14 protein-coding genes are annotated in these 16299 nt (G+C 32.4%); 9 read left to right on the top strand and 5 right to left on the bottom strand.

The features are described from left to right. Window positions 1-8: 8 nt before the first annotated feature. The 6 genes from porG (at window position 9) to rfbD (ending at window position 6180) form a co-directional block, all read left to right on the top strand. The gene (porG, locus tag HXZ69_RS06955) at window positions 9-782 is read left to right on the top strand and encodes a type IX secretion system protein PorG (RefSeq protein WP_221854116.1); all 774 of its coding nucleotides are present in this window, start codon (window positions 9-11) and stop codon (window positions 780-782) included. An 11-nt stretch (window positions 783-793) separates the two neighbouring features. Then, the gene (uppS, locus tag HXZ69_RS06950; protein WP_221854130.1) at window positions 794-1537 is read left to right on the top strand and encodes an undecaprenyl pyrophosphate synthase; all 744 of its coding nucleotides are present in this window, start codon (window positions 794-796) and stop codon (window positions 1535-1537) included. 20 nt (window positions 1538-1557) lie between these two features. Next, window positions 1558-4080: an outer membrane protein assembly factor BamA gene (bamA, locus tag HXZ69_RS06945; RefSeq protein WP_286495464.1), complete on the top strand. Its 2523-nt coding sequence runs from the start codon at window positions 1558-1560 to the stop codon at window positions 4078-4080. 61 nt (window positions 4081-4141) lie between these two features. Beyond that, window positions 4142-4729 carry an OmpH/Skp family outer membrane protein gene (locus HXZ69_RS06940; protein WP_286495463.1) on the top strand — a complete coding sequence of 196 codons (588 nt, stop codon included), beginning with the start codon at window positions 4142-4144 and terminating at the stop codon, window positions 4727-4729. Window positions 4730-4755: 26 nt separating this feature from the next. Continuing rightward, entirely contained in the window at window positions 4756-5271 is a 516-nt protein-coding gene (locus HXZ69_RS06935) for an OmpH/Skp family outer membrane protein (RefSeq protein ID WP_114998374.1), read from the top strand. A gap of 54 nt (window positions 5272-5325) precedes the next feature. Continuing rightward, on the top strand, window positions 5326-6180 hold the full coding sequence (gene rfbD, locus HXZ69_RS06930) for a dTDP-4-dehydrorhamnose reductase (protein ID WP_286495462.1): 855 nt from the start codon (window positions 5326-5328) through the stop codon (window positions 6178-6180). Window positions 6181-6249: 69 nt separating this feature from the next. On the opposite strand, the gene serS is transcribed toward rfbD, so the two are convergent. The 5 genes from serS to HXZ69_RS06905 form a co-directional block, all read right to left on the bottom strand. After that, window positions 6250-7518: a serine--tRNA ligase gene (gene serS / locus HXZ69_RS06925; protein WP_225539597.1), complete on the bottom strand. Its 1269-nt coding sequence runs from the start codon at window positions 7516-7518 to the stop codon at window positions 6250-6252. 308 nt (window positions 7519-7826) lie between these two features. Next, the gene (locus HXZ69_RS06920) at window positions 7827-8129 is read right to left on the bottom strand and encodes a hypothetical protein (protein WP_286495461.1); all 303 of its coding nucleotides are present in this window, start codon (window positions 8127-8129) and stop codon (window positions 7827-7829) included. Between the two features lie 21 nt (window positions 8130-8150). After that, complete coding sequence (locus tag HXZ69_RS06915; RefSeq protein ID WP_286495459.1) at window positions 8151-9275, bottom strand: DNA polymerase III subunit; 1125 nt, start codon at window positions 9273-9275, stop codon at window positions 8151-8153. 18 nt (window positions 9276-9293) lie between these two features. Continuing rightward, a complete protein-coding gene (locus tag HXZ69_RS06910) occupies window positions 9294-9971 on the bottom strand; it encodes a copper homeostasis protein CutC (RefSeq protein ID WP_286495458.1) in 678 nt (225 codons plus the stop codon). Beyond that, entirely contained in the window at window positions 9968-10969 is a 1002-nt protein-coding gene (locus tag HXZ69_RS06905; RefSeq protein ID WP_114998363.1) for an isoaspartyl peptidase/L-asparaginase family protein, read from the bottom strand. Before HXZ69_RS06905 ends, HXZ69_RS06910 begins: the two co-directional genes overlap by 4 nt. A gap of 89 nt (window positions 10970-11058) precedes the next feature. Here HXZ69_RS06905 and HXZ69_RS06900 point away from each other — a divergent pair, with 89 nt between their 5' ends. The 3 genes from HXZ69_RS06900 (at window position 11059) to HXZ69_RS06890 (ending at window position 16283) form a co-directional block, all read left to right on the top strand. After that, the gene (locus HXZ69_RS06900) at window positions 11059-13791 is read left to right on the top strand and encodes a GH92 family glycosyl hydrolase (RefSeq protein WP_286495456.1); all 2733 of its coding nucleotides are present in this window, start codon (window positions 11059-11061) and stop codon (window positions 13789-13791) included. Window positions 13792-13873: 82 nt separating this feature from the next. After that, on the top strand, window positions 13874-14290 hold the full coding sequence (locus tag HXZ69_RS06895; protein WP_286495454.1) for a Fur family transcriptional regulator: 417 nt from the start codon (window positions 13874-13876) through the stop codon (window positions 14288-14290). Between the two features lie 58 nt (window positions 14291-14348). Continuing rightward, window positions 14349-16283 carry a heavy metal translocating P-type ATPase gene (locus HXZ69_RS06890; protein ID WP_286495453.1) on the top strand — a complete coding sequence of 645 codons (1935 nt, stop codon included), beginning with the start codon at window positions 14349-14351 and terminating at the stop codon, window positions 16281-16283. The last annotated feature ends 16 nt before the right edge of the window (window positions 16284-16299 follow it).

Raw genomic sequence — 16299 nt, 5'->3', positions numbered from 1 at the left:
CACAACTTATGAGGAGATTATTTTTGTTTGTTTTTATATTATGTTTTTCGCAATTAACTTTTGCGCAAAGACATGAACTCGGAATTTTTGCTGGTGGAGCAAATGTGATTGGAGATGTTGGTAAAGCCAGTTATATCAATCCATTTCCTACTAAAACTGAAGCAGGAGGTAAAATATATTTACCAATTTCAATAGGAGGATTATATCGTTTTAATATAAATCCACAAATGGGTTTTAGAGCAAATATATCTTATTCAAAAGTTGGAGCAAGTGATCATCGTTCGAAAGAATATTATAAATTAAAAAGAAATAAAAATTTTCGAAATAATATTGTAGAAGGATCTTTGATGTTTGAGTATAATTTCTTTAACATCAATGATGATCAAGAAAAAGCGCAATCACCTTATATTTTTGTAGGAGTTGGAGCTTTTTCTGCAAAAGGAAAAGAATATGATTACGATGGAACAAACAACGTAATTATCGAAAAAACAAAATATAATACCGATTTAACAATTCCTTTTGGAGTTGGATATAAAGTAAGATTCAATTACAATTGGATTTTATCTTTTGAGACAGGTGTTCGATATACAAATGTTGATTATTTAGATTATAACACTGGAAAATTTACTCAAAATTTTGTAGATGCTGTAGAAACAGGTACTTTGTCTCAATCTGAATATGATAAACGTATATATGGAAACACATCAAACAAAGATTGGTATGTTTTAACAGGAATTTCCTTAACGTACAGTTTTGGTCGACCTGCTTGTTATTGTGATTAAAAAGAATGGAAATTAGTTTAGTAGAACAAATAGATAAAAATAATATACCTAATCACGTTGCAATCATTATGGATGGTAATGGAAGATGGGCTAAGAAGAACGGTAAAGAAAGAACTTTTGGTCACAAAAGTGCTTTGGGAGCTGTACGATCTTCAATCGAAACTTGTCGAAAATTAGGTATAAAACATCTTACACTTTACGCATTTTCTACTGAAAATTGGAACCGTCCAAAATTAGAAGTCAATGTTTTAATGACTTTATTAAGTTCTGCAATTAAGGACGAAATAAATGAATTACACAAAAATGGAGTTCGCTTGAATGTGATTGGAGATTTATCAAAATTACCAAAAAAAGCATTCAAAGATTTGACTCAAGCAATAGAAAAAACGAAAGACAACACAGCTTGTGTTTTGACATTAGCATTAAGTTATGGTTCGAAAGAAGAACTATTACACGCGATGAAATCTATTGCGCAAAAATATAAAGACGGAGAAATATCCGACAATGATTTTAATGAAGAATTAGTTCATCAAAACTTATATACACACGATTTACCTATGGTAGATCTTATGATTAGAACAAGTGGCGAAACCAGAATTAGTAATTTCTTGTTGTGGCAAATTGCTTACGCAGAATTATATTTTACAGAGGTTTTGTGGCCTGATTTTAACGAGGAAGAATTTTATAAAGCAATTTTAAATTACCAAAATCGAGAACGTAGATTTGGTAAGATAAGCGAGCAACTAACGAACTAATCGAACTGAAATAGAGGATTATGAAGAAAATTTTTTGGACAATGTGTATGCTTGGAGCTTACATGGCACAAGCGCAAGTCGTAGATTCTACGAAAACCATTGATTCAACACAACAAGATAATTTTGTCTTAGATTATAACAATGCACGAACTTTCAAATTGAAAGATATCGTTGTAACAGGTGACTCTAAATATTCTAAGAATCAAATTATCCGTTATGCAGGTTTTGCTATCGGTGAAGAGATAGAATTACCAGGTACGAAGGTAAATAATGCTGTAAAAAAATTATGGAGATCTAATATTTTCTCTGACATCGACTTGTATGTAGATAAAATAGAAGGTAACGAAGTTACATTAGAACTTGCCTTGGTTTCAGTTCCTAGTTTAGGAGAAATTAAGATTAATGGTGTGAAAAAATCGCAACGCGAAGATTTAATCAAACAAAATAAATTAAATCCAGGTGTTAAGATTACACAAAGTTTAATCAATACGACAAATAATAAAATCAAAGATTATTATACTGGAAAAGGTTATCCTAACACAACAATTAATGTAGAACGTCAGCCAATTGTTGGTAAAGAAGACGAAGAAAACATTACATTAAATGTGAATCGTGGAGAGCGTGTAAAGATTAAGAAAATCATTTTCGAAGGAAATGAAAACTTAACTGCTGCTCGTTTACGTAAAAAAGGGATGAAAAATACCAAACAGAAATCTATCAATATCTTCAAGTCATCTAAAATGATTCCTGAAAAATTCCAGGAAGATTTAAAAACATTGGTTGAAGAATACAAATCTGTTGGTTTTAGAGATGCTAAAGTTGAGTCATACAATATCGAAAAAGTTGATGATAAAAACTTATTGGTTAAGATTAAAGTTAACGAAGGAAAACCATATTTCTTAGGAGATGTAACGTTTTCTGGAAACTCAATTTATACTTCTGAACAGTTACAGCGAATTTTTGGTTACAAAACAGGAGATCGTTATGACGCAGTAGGTATCAACAAAAAGATTTCTGGATCAGAAAAAGACGATGATATTTCTACGTTATATATGGATAGAGGGTATTTGTTTGCTCGTGCTATTCCTGTAGAAAAAAGTGTAAAAAATGATACAATCGATCTTGAAATTAAAGTTTTCGAAGGTACACAAGCTACACTTAATAAAGTAACGATTAACGGTAATACAGAAGCACACGATCATATTTTATACCGTGAGTTAAGAACTAAACCAGGAGATTTATTCTCTAAATCGGACATTAAGCGTACGATGATGGAGTTAGCTTCTTTGGGATACTTAGAACCAACGCAAATAGTTCCAGATATTCAACCAAATCAAGATAATAATACAGTTGATGTGGAGTGGAAAGTTGCGCCAAAATCATCTTCTCAAGTAGAATTACAAGGAGGATATGGTGCAGGGACTTTCATTGGTACATTAGGATTAACTTTCGGGAATTTCTCATTAAAGAATTTTTTCAATAAAAAAGCTTGGAAACCAATTCCAATGGGAGATGGACAACAATTATCATTAAGAGCACAAGCTGGTAACGGATATAAAAATTATAGTTTATCATTTGTTGAACCTTGGATTGGAGGAAAACGCCCTACAGCTTTATCAACGTCTTTTTATTATTCGCAATATGATTACCGTGATAATTATGGAGAAAAAGCGAAATTGGATATCTTAGGAGCTTCAGTTGGGTTAACTAAGTTATTAACTTGGCCAGATGATTATTTCCGTTTATCAAACTCAATTTCTTATCAGTTATATAACTTCGATAATTATGCGATGTCTGTTGGTAATATGCAATATGAAAATGGTTCGTCAAACAACTTAAACTACACATTAGGTTTAACACGTAATTCTGCTGGACCAGACCCTATTTTCCCACAATCAGGATCAGAAATTAGTTTATCGTTTACGACAACATTTCCTTATTCAGCTTTTAATAACAAAGACTATACAAACATGTCTGATGTAGAAAAATTCAAATGGTTAGAATATTATAAATTCAAAGCTAAAGCATATTTCTACAAAGAATTAACTGGTAAATTAGTTTTAAAAGCCGGTGGAGAGTTTGGAGTTTTAGGAACATATAACCGTAAAATTGGAACAATTCCTTTCGAACGTTTTTACTTAGGAGGAACAGGTCTTACACAAAATCGTTTCGATGGACGTGAGATTATTTCATTAAGAGGTTACGAAGATGCAACAAATTCTGGTGGACAAACAGGAGATATTACGCCAGAAGGAGGTGGTACGATTTATAATAAATATTCATTAGAATTGCGTTATCCAATCACAATGAGCCAAACAGCTAAAATTTATGCATTAACTTTTGCGGAAGGAGGTAACGTTTGGAACAATACAAGTGAATTTAAACCGTTTGAATTAAAACGTTCTGCAGGGGCAGGTGTTCGTATTTACATGCCAGCATTTGGTTTATTAGGATTCGATTTCGGATATGGATTTGATAAAGGATTTGGACAAACAGAACGCTCAGGATGGCAAACTCACTTTATTATTGGACAACAATTCTAATAAATTGAATAAATTTGCTTAGAACATTTTGGCATAATTTTAGAATTAACACACCACAAATATGAAAAAATGGATTAGTTTTATAGCGTTGTTCTTTGGATTAGCAAGTTTCTCTTTTGCGCAAAGATTTTGTTATGTAGACAGTCAGTATATTTTAGAAAATTTACCAGAATATACATCGTCTCAAAACAAATTAAAATCTCAAACAGAGTCTTGGCAAAAAGAAATTGAGCAAAAACAAGAAAATTTAGCTAAATTACAAGCCGAATTCGAAGCCGAAAAGATTTTATTAACGGCAGAACAGGTGAAAGAGCAAGAGAAAAAGCTAGCTGATGAAGTAGCGGCTGTAAGAATTTTGCAAGATAAACGTTATGGACCAAATGGTGATTTAGTTAATCTGAGAAGATCAATGGTAAAGCCTTTACAAGATCAAATTTATAATGCGACAAAAGAAGTTGCAGATAAAAGAGGATATGGTTTTGTATTTGATAAAGGAAGTGATTTAATCATGATTTATACAGATCCAAAGTTTGACATAAGTAGAGAAGTATTAATGACTTTAAGACCAGAGTTGAAACCAAATAATTCAAAAACATCAACTTCTGGAAATAATAAAACTAGTAATAGTAGCAATAAAACAAGAAAATAAATTTTAAAAAACAAATTAGACTAGAAATGAAACAAATTAGATTGATAGCAGTATTTACAATGATGGTTTTCGGAAGCGTTTTATCTTTCGCTCAAGAAATTGCACATATTGATACGCAAGCAGTAATTGAATCAATGCCAGCTTACAAAAAAGCAGAGGCTGATTTACAAGCATTAGGTAAAAAACACGAAGATGCTATCGCAAAATTACAAGCAGACTATAAAACTTTTATGGAAACTGCTCAAAAAGATTTAGCTGGTAAATCTCAAGAAGAGGCTCAAAAATTAATTGCAGCGAACAAATACCAAGAGAAAGAGCAAGAAATGCAAAAGAAATACGAAACGTATGCAAAAGCTGCTCAAGATGAAATGCAAGCAAAAGAGAAAGCTTTAATGGATCCAATCGAGAAAAGAGTAATGGATGCAATTAATGCTGCTGCTGCAAAAAAAGGAGTTAAATATGTTTTACCTGCAGGTGTTTTAGTTTACAAAGCTGGAGGATACGACTTATTAAATGACGTTAAAAAAGAATTAGGATTATAATTTTAAGATATTAATAATACCTTCAAGCCACTATTTTAGTGGCTTTTTTTATATATGAAAAGAATTTTAGTTACCGGAGCGAATGGTCAGTTAGGTCAATCGATTTTAGAGCAATCAAAAAACTACAAGGAAATTGAATGTTTTTTTGTCACTCGAAATGAATTAGATATTACGAATGAAGAATTAATTAATCATTATTTCGAAGATAAATCATTCGATTTTGTTGTCAATTGTGCAGCTTATACAGCGGTTGATAAAGCTGAAGATGATCAAGAGAATGCTTATTTAGTAAACGCAAAAGCAACAGAATTTTTAGCAAAAATCACGAATCAAAAAGGAATTCCTTTTATTCACGTTTCGACAGATTATGTGTTTGATGGGACTGAAGCTCAACCTCGTTTAGAAACTGATCAAACAAATCCTATAGGGGTGTATGGTCAAACAAAATTAGATGGAGAGAATTTAGCATTAGAAAACAATCCTAAAACGATTATTTTACGTACAGCTTGGGTTTATTCTCGATTTGGAAATAACTTCGTTAAAACGATGCTTAGGTTGTTTAATGACAAAGATTCAATATCTGTTGTGGCAGATCAAATTGGTTCGCCAACAAATGCAATAGATTTGGCTGATGCAATCTTAACGATTATTTCGAAAGATGATTTAACGTATGGAATTTTTAATTATTCGAATGAAGGAGAATGTTCTTGGTTTGGATTTGCACAAAAGATTAAAGAATTTTCTAATTCGACAATCGAAATTAATCCTGTTCCTACTTCAGCTTATCCAACAAAAGCGAAGCGTCCTGCGTATAGTTTATTGGATAAATCAAAAATAAAAGAAGTGTATCAATTTAATATTCCGACTTGGGAAGATAGTTTGAAAGAAGAATTGAAGTATTTGATTTAGTTTCAGTTTTAATAACATAAAAAAAGCTCGAGAATTCTCGAGCTTTTTATTTATCTGAAAGATTATTAATTAATCTAAAATCTCAAAACGAGTATAAGGTTGCAATGCTTTCGGAATTTTTACTGTTCCATCAGCTTGTTGGTGATTCTCTAAAATTGAGGCTAAAATACGTGGTAAAGCCAAAGCAGAACCATTTAAACTATGTGCTAATTGAGTTCCGTTTTCATCTTTGTAACGTAATTTCAAACGATTTGCTTGGAAAGTCTCAAAATTAGAAACAGAAGAAACTTCTAACCATTTTTCTTGCGCCTCAGAGAAAACTTCAAAATCGTATGTAATTGCAGATGTAAATCCTGTATCACCACCACAAAGTCTTAAAATACGGTATGGCAATTCTAAATTTTCTAAAATTCCTTTTACGTGCTCAATCATTCCTTCTAAAGCAGCGTAAGAATTTTCTGGTTTTTCGATACGTACAATCTCAACTTTTTCAAATTGGTGTAAACGATTCAATCCTCTAACATCTTTTCCATAAGAACCCGCTTCACGACGGAAACATGGTGAATATGCAGTCAACGTAATTGGTAAATCTTCTGCTTTTACAATTGTATCACGGTAAATATTCGTCACAGGAACTTCCGCAGTAGGAATCAAGTACAAATCATCTTCTCCAATATAATACATTTGTCCTTCTTTGTCTGGTAACTGTCCAGTTCCATAACCAGAAGCCTCATTCACAACGAAAGGAGGAACAATTTCTGTATAGCCAGCATCAGAATTTTTATCTAAGAAAAATTGTGTTAAAGCACGTTGCAAACGAGCACCTTTTCCTTTGTAAACAGGGAAACCAGCACCAGTAATTTTAACACCTAATTCAAAATCAATGATGTCAAATTTCTTAGCAACTTCCCAGTGTGGCAAATTGTTTGGTTTTGCAGTTGCATCTCCGTGTTCAAAAACGATTTCATTATCATCAGCATCTTTTCCTGCTTTTACGATTTCGTTCGGAATATTCGGGATTTGATACAAAATATCTTTAACGGAGGTTTCGTAAGACGATAATAAATCTTGTAACTCTTTTGATTGAGTTTTTAAATCAACCGTTTTGATTTTTAATTCATTAGCCTCTTCCGATCTTCCATCTTTAAACAAATTACCAATTTCTTTTGCTAATTTGTTGGATTCAGCTAATACATTATCTAATTCAAATTGTGTTTTACGACGAAGTTCATCCACATTTAAAACTTCATCAACAAGATCTAATTGTTTGAAGTTACGTTTTTTAAGTCCTTCAATTACACGATCTTTGTTTTCTTGAATGTAAGAAACTACTAGCATACTTTTATTAAATTTATACAAATGTATAAATAATTAATTTTTTTAAATAAAGATTAAATGATTTAGGATCAAAAATTAATCAAAATCAATTAATTTTTAAATTTAACTGTCTTCATTAGATAAATAATTAACACAATGTTTTTTACAAAAAATATTCAAAAATTGTAAAATAATTTATAATATATTTAAAATCAATTTTTTAAATTTTATTTATTGAGAATTGATTAATACAATTATATTACATTGATTTTACATGCTGTTGTTTACGTTTCGAAATACATTTGTCAAAGAAAATTAATCGAAAATTATTAATAATTAAAACAATAAAACAATAAAACAATGAAAAAATTTTTCGCAGTAGTTGCAGTAGCAGCTTTATCTTTAGGAGCAGTATCTTGTGGTGAGAAAAAAGCAGAAGAAGCACCAGCTAACGTTGATTCAGCAGCAGTAACAGTTGATTCAGCAGCAGCAGTAGTTGATTCAGCAGCAGCAGTAGTTGACTCAGCAGCAGCTAAAGTTGATTCAGCAGCAACTGAAGTTGAAGGTGCAGCTAAAGAAGTAGCTCCAGCAAAATAATTTGAAATAACATTCAAATCATATAAAGAAACCACTTGTTAGATAAGTGGTTTTTTTTATGCTGTTTTGCGATGTAAATAGCGAGTTAACTTGATAGATAAATCTAAAAGTATAATTTTAGAATTACCATTTCGCTCAATATGATACGATGCTTCATTAATTTCATTTAAAATATCTTCGATATTTGCTCCATGTATAAAAGGTGCAAAACCTTGCCATTTAAAACCTTCTGCATTAATTTGCAAGAAAACTAAATCATCAGATTGATACGTTTTTAATAAAGCTTGACGAAAAATCTCGGAACAATAATTTAAAAAATCTTTTTGTTCACTTCTCGACCAACTTGCAATTTGATTCGACCAATCAATCAAATCCTTTAAAACGGTTGGAGTTTTGGCTGCCATAAACGCTTTTCGAACCCAAGTCACAAAATATTTATCAAATAAATACTCATCATCATTTAATTGATGCAATGCTTCTCGTACATTTCCTTGCGATAGAAAAGCAATATGTTGCGCTTTTTCTGGATTAATATTTTTCTTCTCAACCAAATAGTTCTTTACATCCGATTGTGATAAACGTGGGATTTTTACTAATTGACAACGAGAAATAATGGTTTGTAAAATTAAATCCTCGCGTTCTGTTACCAATAAAAAAAGTGTTTTTTGAGGCGGTTCTTCAATTATTTTCAACAATTTATTCGCAGCTGCAGTTGTCATTTCCTCAGCTTGCCAAATAATCATGATTTTATAGCCTCCTTCGTAACTATTTAGCGCTAATGTTTTGACGATTTCATCCGCTTCATCAACAGGAATAACGCCTTGTTTTTTCTCAATTCCAAGATGAGACATCCAATCCGTTAAATTTCCATAGACATTTTCGTCTACAAAAGTTCGCCAATCGTTTAATAAATACTTAGCAAGTGGCTTTTTTACACTTTCTGTTGCTGAATAAGGAAAAGAAAAATGTAAATCGGGATGTTGTAATTTATCAACTTTCAGATTGCATTGTTCGTTATTCAAACCACACAAAACCTCACGTGCATAAGCAATTGCCAAAGCCAAAGTTCCCGAACCTTCTGGACCAGAAAAAAGCTGAGCATGACTTATACGACCATCTTTTATAGATTGTTGAAGCTTGTTTTTAATCTCCTGTTGTCCAATTATATTTTTCCAAAGCATAAGCCAAAGTTACTATTTTTATTTTTCAGAATTAATCAAACTTTTTAAATGATTGATTTCTTCTAAATTAGCAATTCCAGAATTATCAATCATCGCTGATGAATGAAAGTAAGTAGCGTTTGTATATGAATCAATTTCTTCAATATTTGTTGAGCGCAAACCACCTCCTGGCATAATTGTAATTTGATTTTCTGCTTTTTTAACAAGGTTTTTTAATTCACGTTTTCCATCATCAACATTACTATCTAAACCAGAAGTTAAAATAGTTTTGAATCCTAAATCAATCACGATTTGAAGTGAATTTTCGGCATCAGAAGTTCTGTCAAAAGCGCGATGAAAAGTACAAGGAAAAGGTTTTGCAAGTTCAATTAATTCATGATTTCGTTCAAAATCGATTTCGTTGTCTTCATTCAAAATTCCAAAAACAAAACCATCAATTCTAAAATTTTTAATCATGATGATTTCAGATTTCATTTGTTCAAATTCTTCATCAGAATAACAAAAGTCTCCATCACGAGGGCGAATCATCACCATAATTTCTTTATCTGTTTCTTTTCTTAATGTTTTGATATCTTCAAAACTAGGTGTAATTCCGCCTGTTGAAACATCAGCACATAACTCGATTCTATCTGCATTTGATTTTGCTGCAACTAAAGCTGATTCTAAATTAAAGCAAGCAATTTCTATTTTTTTCATTTTGTAATAGATTTTCCGTCAATTAAACGATTTCCAGTTTCATCATAAACCGCAAAGTTAAAGCCAGGATGAATACAATATGAACCATATTCGCCTTGTTTGTTAATTGCAATAAAACCAACTTGAATCGCCGATAAATCTTTTTTACGCGATTTTGTTAATTTAATGATTCGATGAACAGCCTCCTTACATGCATTTTCTGGCGAATAACCTTGACGCATCAACTCCACAACCAAATGACTTCCCGCAATACGAATCACTTCTTCACCATGACCAGTAGCGGTTGCTGCACCAATTTCGTTATCAACATATAAACCTGCGCCGATAATTGGTGAATCACCAACACGTCCGTGCATTTTGTACGCCATTCCGCTCGTAGTACAAGCTCCAGAAAGATTTCCATAGGAATCTAAGGCAATCATTCCAATTGTATCATGATTTTCGATATTGATAGGCATCTGATAATTAGTATCTTTCAACCATTCTTTCCACTCTTTTTCGGAAACATCAGTTAATAAATTCTCTTTTTTGAAGCCTTTTTCCAACGCAAATTGAAGTGCACCATTTCCAACTAACATCACGTGTGGTGTATCTTCCATTACCTTTCGCGCAACAGAAATTGGATGTTTGATATACTCTAAACTAGCAACAGAACCAATATTTGCTTGATCGTCCATAATACATGCATCTAAAGTTACTTTTCCATCGCGATCAGGACGTCCACCATAACCAACACTTCGTTCATTTGGATCAGCTTCGACCAATTTTACGCCTTGCTCTACAGCATCTAAAGCTGTTCCATTATTACCTAAAACTTTCCAAGCTTCGGCATTAGCTTCAATTCCAAAACGCCAAGTAGAAAGAACAATTGGTTTATTGATTTTTGTTGAAGTAGTTGATCTTTTAGATGTAGTTTGCGCATTAAGATCAAGTTTTGTTGTACCTAAAAGTAAGCCTAAAGCTCCAAGATTTTTTATGAAATTTCTTCTATTACTCATGTGTTAATCGATTTCTAAATTGTGTTAAAACAAATATAATCCATATTATTGTATAACAGAATTTCTGTCAATCAAAACACTAAAAACTAATGAGATCAACTTTACTATCATTTATTCTGATGATGTTTTCATCATTAATTTTTGCTCAGAAAAATAATTATGCACAATATGTTAATCCGTTTATTGGAACAGGTGGACATGGACATACATTTCCTGGAGCGACTTTACCATTCGGAATGGTTCAACTTTCTCCAGATACTCGAATTGATGGAAGTTGGGATGGTTGTGGTGGTTATCATTATTCTGATGATTTTATTTATGGTTTTTCACATACACATCTAAATGGAACAGGAGTTTCTGATTATGGTGACATTATGTTGATGCCAACGCTTAATCAGAAAGGATTTAATCAGACTGATTATGGTTCTAAATTTTCGCATAAAAATGAAAAAGCAACAGCAGGATATTATCAAGTTTTGTTAGATAAATATAATGTCAATGTTCGATTAACGGCAACAACTCACGTTGGTTTGCATGAATATACTTTTAATAAAGCTGGTGACGCAAATATCATTTTAGATCTTAATCATCGTGATAAATTAGTTGACGGAGAAGTGAAAATTGTAGACGCTAAAACACTTTATGTTTACAGAAATTCGGAAGAATGGGCGAAGAATCAAAAGATTTTTGCCAAGATAGAATTTAATGTTCCATTGAAATTAACTGCTTCAAAAGACGGAAATATAATATCTAAAACATTTAAAGGAAATGAAATTGCCTTGGCTTTTGGTAAAAAAGTAAAGAAAGGTGAGAAGATTATGGTAAAAGTGACCTTATCTACAACTGGATATAATGGAACGGATGTTAATAGCAAAGAATTAACAACTTTTGATTTTTCTAAAACGAAAGCCGCTGCTGAAAAGGCTTGGGACAAAGAATTATCGAAGATTGAAGTGAAATCTTCAGATAAGAATAAACTAACTATTTTTTATACAGCGATGTATCACACGATGATGCAACCAAATATTTCGCAAGATTTGAATGGAAATTATCGTGGAATGGACGATCAAATTCATTTGGCAAATAATTTCGATTATTATTCGGTTTTTTCACTTTGGGATACTTTTCGTGCTGCGCATCCTTTGTATACCTTGATTGAGAAGAGAAGAACGATTGATTTTATTAACACATTTATCAAGCATTACGAACAAGGTGGACGTTTACCTGTTTGGGAATTAGCGAGTAACGAAACCGATTGTATGATTGGTTATCACTCGGTTTCTGTGATTGCTGATGCAATGGTAAAAGGTTTCAAAGGCTTTGATTATGAGAAAGCTTATGAAGCAGCAAAACATTCGGCAATGTTAGATCATTTGGGATTGAAAGCTTACAAACAAAACGGATTTATTTCGATTGACGATGAACACGAATCAGTTTCTAAAACATTAGAATATGCGTACGATGATTGGTGTATTGCGCAAATGGCATTGATTTTAAATAAACACGACGATTATAATTACTTTATCGAACGTTCTCAATATTGGAAAAATTTATTCAATCATGAGACAAAATTTATTCAGCCAAAGAAAAATGGAGGTTGGCTAAAACCTTTTGATCCGCGTGAAGTAAACAATAATTACACAGAGGCGAATGGTTGTCAATACACGTTTTTTGCACCGCAAGATATTAATGGAATGATTGATTTTTATGGTGGAAAAGATGGTTTTGATGCAAAATTAGATGAATTATTTAATGCACCATCAGAAACAACAGGTCGGGAGCAAGTGGATGTTACGGGACTTATCGGGCAATATGCGCAAGGAAATGAGCCGAGTCATCACGTGGCTTTTTTGTACAATTACATTGATAAGCCAAAAAAAACAAAAGAATTGGTTCATAAAATTTTGAATGAACATTACAAAAACTCGCCAGATGGATTGATTGGAAATGAAGATTGTGGGCAGATGAGCGCGTGGTACGTTTTGGCTTCGATGGGAATTTATAGCGTTACGCCAGGTTCGGGAATGTGGACGACTGTTGAGCCGTATTTTGATGAAATCACGATTAATCTAGAAGATGGAACGAAGCGTATAATCACGAAAAATAATTACAAAGAAAATCAATTTTTAGGATTTGAATTTTTGAAAGATAGAGAGATTAAACCTATTTCTGAAAGTGAAAAAATTGTAACAATTCCAGTTTTGGTTGCTGAAGACAGATCATTTCAAAATAAAATGAATGTTGAAGTAAAATCTTCTGAACCAAATGCGAAAATCTATGTTTCTGTGAATGGTAAAAAAGCAGAAATCTATAAAAAACCAATTTCAATCAAAGAAACAACTACAATTTCTTCTTTTGTGGAAGTGAATGGAAAGAAAAGTAAAACAATTTCTGGAACATTTACTAAGAAACCAAATGATTATACAATTCAGTTGAATTCTACCTACACACCGCAATATCATGCAGGTGGATATGATCAAAATTTTGATGCAATTGTTGACATGAAAAAAACGAAATCCGTTTCTTCGGTTGTCATGAATTTCTTGCAAGATTCTCGTTCTTGGATTGTCTTACCTACAAAATTAGAAGTCTATACATCGAAAGATAATCAGAATTTTAAATTGGTTGGAATGTTAGAAAAACAAGTTGATGCATTTGATAATAATGTGTTTTCTGATTCATGGAAAGTTCAGTTCAAAGCAGAAAAAGCACGTTATATCAATGTAAAAGCGACAAATTATGGTGCTTTCCCGAAAGGTCATTTAGCAGAACCTTTTCAAGGAAAATCCTATATTTTTGTTGATGAGATTATGATTAAATAAGATAATTTTTAAACTTATATAAAGAGGTAAATCAATACGATTTGCCTCTTTTTTCGTAACTTTATATTCGAAATTAAAGAAAATGCAAACAGAAATTTTAAACAAAACATTACAAAATCGTTCTATTAATCCGACTGCGATGAGATTGTTGGTCTTGGATAAATTGATGAATGCAGAAGTTGCGCTGAGCTTGGCTGATTTAGAAATTGAAATGGATCAGGCAGATCGAGTAACAATTTATAGAACCTTAAAAACTTTCGAAGAAAATAAATTAATTCATTCAATCGAGGACGGAACGGGCTCTATAAAATATGCGCTTTGCGAGTCGAGTTGCAAATGTACGCCCGAATTTACACATGCTCATTTTCATTGTAATAATTGTAATCAAACGTTTTGTTTGCGAAATATTCATGTGCCAGAAATCAATCTACCCAAAAATTTCAAGGCGGAACAATCTTCATTTATTCTGAAAGGAATTTGCGATCAATGTAAATCCTAAACTTTGCAACCAGATTGCAGCAATAACTTTATAATTTTGAAATATAAATTTTTGAATTATGTCTAAAGCTTGTTGTAGTACGTCAAATGACAAACATAAAGATACTCATGATCATAATCACGAAGGTCATGACCACGAACACAATAATAGTAAAATTTTATTAGGTGCCAGTTTAGCTATTTTCTTTGCCGGAATTTTTGTTCAATATGTTTTAAAACCAACTTGGTTTGTTGATAATCAAACTATTCGTTTGATATGGTTTGGCATTTCTTATATTTTAGTAGCATTTCCTGTTTGGGGAGAAGCGTTTAAATTAGCAAAAAAAATAGATTTCTTCAATGAATTTTCGTTGATGGGAATTGCGACTTTAGGTGCTTTCATTATTGGCGAATATCCAGAAGGTGTAGCGGTAATGTTGTTTTATACAATTGGCGAAATGTTTCAGGAAGCGGCGGTTAATAAGGCAAAAGGAAATATTAAAGCCTTATTAGATGTTCGTCCAGATACAGCGCATGTTTTACGAAATGGTAATTTCGAAACAATAAAACCACAAGATGTGGCAATTGGAGAAACAATTCAGGTAAAAGTTGGGGAAAAAGTTCCGTTAGATGGAATTATGATTTCAGATAAAGGAAGTTTTAATACTGCGGCTTTGACAGGAGAAAGTAAACCTTCAACGTATAAAACTGGAGAAACTGCTTTGGCAGGAATGTTAAATCTTGAAAATGTAATCGAAATTCAAACGACTAAAAAATTTGAAGATAGTTCGATTGCAAAAATTTTACAAATGGTTCAAGATGCAGCTTCTCGCAAAGCTCCAACTGAATTATTTATCCGAAAATTTGCAAAAATATATACGCCAATTGTTTTCTTTTTAGCGGCTGCTTTGGTGATTATTCCTTATTTCTTTGTTGATAATTACGATTTTAATGATTGGTTATACAGAGGTTTAGTTTTCTTGGTTGTTTCTTGTCCTTGTGCATTAGTAATTTCGGTTCCATTGGGTTATTTCGGAGGAATTGGGGCAGCTTCACGCAACGGAATTTTAGTAAAAGGTTCTAACTTTTTAGATTTAATGGCGAAAGTAAACACAGTTGTGATGGATAAAACAGGAACAATGACGGAAGGGGTTTTCGAAGTTCAAAAAATTGAAACTAATCTTCCTGAAAACGATTTTTTAAATCTTGTTTCGGCTTTAGAAAAGCAATCTACGCATCCAATTGCGAAAGCGATTGTGGCAAGTCATCCTTCAGAATTGAAAGCGATAGAAGTGGAAGAAATTTCTGGAAAAGGTTTGAAAGGAAAAGTTGATGGAAAAATAGTTTTAGCTGGAAATACTAAATTATTAGATCATTTCTCGATTCAATATCCACAAGAAATTCATGATATTGTAGAAAGTATTGTGGTGGTTGCAGTTGATGAAAAATATGCAGGATATATTACAATTGCTGATAAAATCAAGGAAGATGCGCAACAAGCAATTCAGAAAATGAAAGCTTTAGGTGTTTCGAAAACGATTATGTTGAGTGGAGATAAAAATACCATTACGCAAAAAGTTGCAAAAGAAGTTGGTGTTGATGAAGCTTTTGGTGGATTGTTACCAGAAGGAAAAGTAGAGAAAGTTGAAGCATTGAAAAAAGATCAAAATCAAGTGGTGGCTTTCGTAGGTGATGGAATCAATGATGCGCCTGTTCTAGCGCTTTCTGATGTCGGAATTGCGATGGGTGGACTTGGAAGCGATGCTGCGATAGAAACTGCAGATGTTGTAATCCAAACCGATCAACCTTCTAAAATTGCAACGGCGATAAAAATTGGTCGTGAAACAAAAAAGATTGTGATTCAGAATATCATTTTAGCAATGGGCGTTAAAATTATCGTGCTTTTCCTTGGTGCAGAAGGAATCGCCAATATGTGGGAAGCTGTTTTTGCTGATGTTGGGGTTGCTTTATTAGCAATTTTGAATGCGGTACGAATTCAACGAATGAAATTTTAGATAAAAAATAAAGCGA

Source organism: Empedobacter sp. R132-2 (assembly GCF_030324375.1).
Taxonomy (GTDB): Bacteria; Bacteroidota; Bacteroidia; order Flavobacteriales; family Weeksellaceae; genus Empedobacter; species Empedobacter falsenii_B.
The sequence above is the reverse complement of the archived record's forward strand: the minus strand, read 5'-3'. Positions and strand labels throughout refer to the sequence as shown.

Coding starts and splice junctions, on each gene's coding strand:
- HXZ69_RS06935 (WP_114998374.1), top strand. CDS start 4,756: ATGAAACAAATTAGATTGATAGCAGTATTTACAATGATGGTTTTCGGA.
- bamA (WP_286495464.1), top strand. CDS start 1,558: ATGAAGAAAATTTTTTGGACAATGTGTATGCTTGGAGCTTACATGGCA.
- HXZ69_RS06890 (WP_286495453.1), top strand. CDS start 14,349: ATGTCTAAAGCTTGTTGTAGTACGTCAAATGACAAACATAAAGATACT.
- porG (WP_221854116.1), top strand. CDS start 9: ATGAGGAGATTATTTTTGTTTGTTTTTATATTATGTTTTTCGCAATTA.
- HXZ69_RS06910 (WP_286495458.1), bottom strand. CDS start 9,971: ATGAAAAAAATAGAAATTGCTTGCTTTAATTTAGAATCAGCTTTAGTT.
- HXZ69_RS06915 (WP_286495459.1), bottom strand. CDS start 9,275: ATGCTTTGGAAAAATATAATTGGACAACAGGAGATTAAAAACAAGCTT.
- HXZ69_RS06895 (WP_286495454.1), top strand. CDS start 13,874: ATGCAAACAGAAATTTTAAACAAAACATTACAAAATCGTTCTATTAAT.
- serS (WP_225539597.1), bottom strand. CDS start 7,518: ATGCTAGTAGTTTCTTACATTCAAGAAAACAAAGATCGTGTAATTGAA.
- HXZ69_RS06900 (WP_286495456.1), top strand. CDS start 11,059: ATGAGATCAACTTTACTATCATTTATTCTGATGATGTTTTCATCATTA.
- HXZ69_RS06940 (WP_286495463.1), top strand. CDS start 4,142: ATGAAAAAATGGATTAGTTTTATAGCGTTGTTCTTTGGATTAGCAAGT.
- HXZ69_RS06905 (WP_114998363.1), bottom strand. CDS start 10,969: ATGAGTAATAGAAGAAATTTCATAAAAAATCTTGGAGCTTTAGGCTTA.
- rfbD (WP_286495462.1), top strand. CDS start 5,326: ATGAAAAGAATTTTAGTTACCGGAGCGAATGGTCAGTTAGGTCAATCG.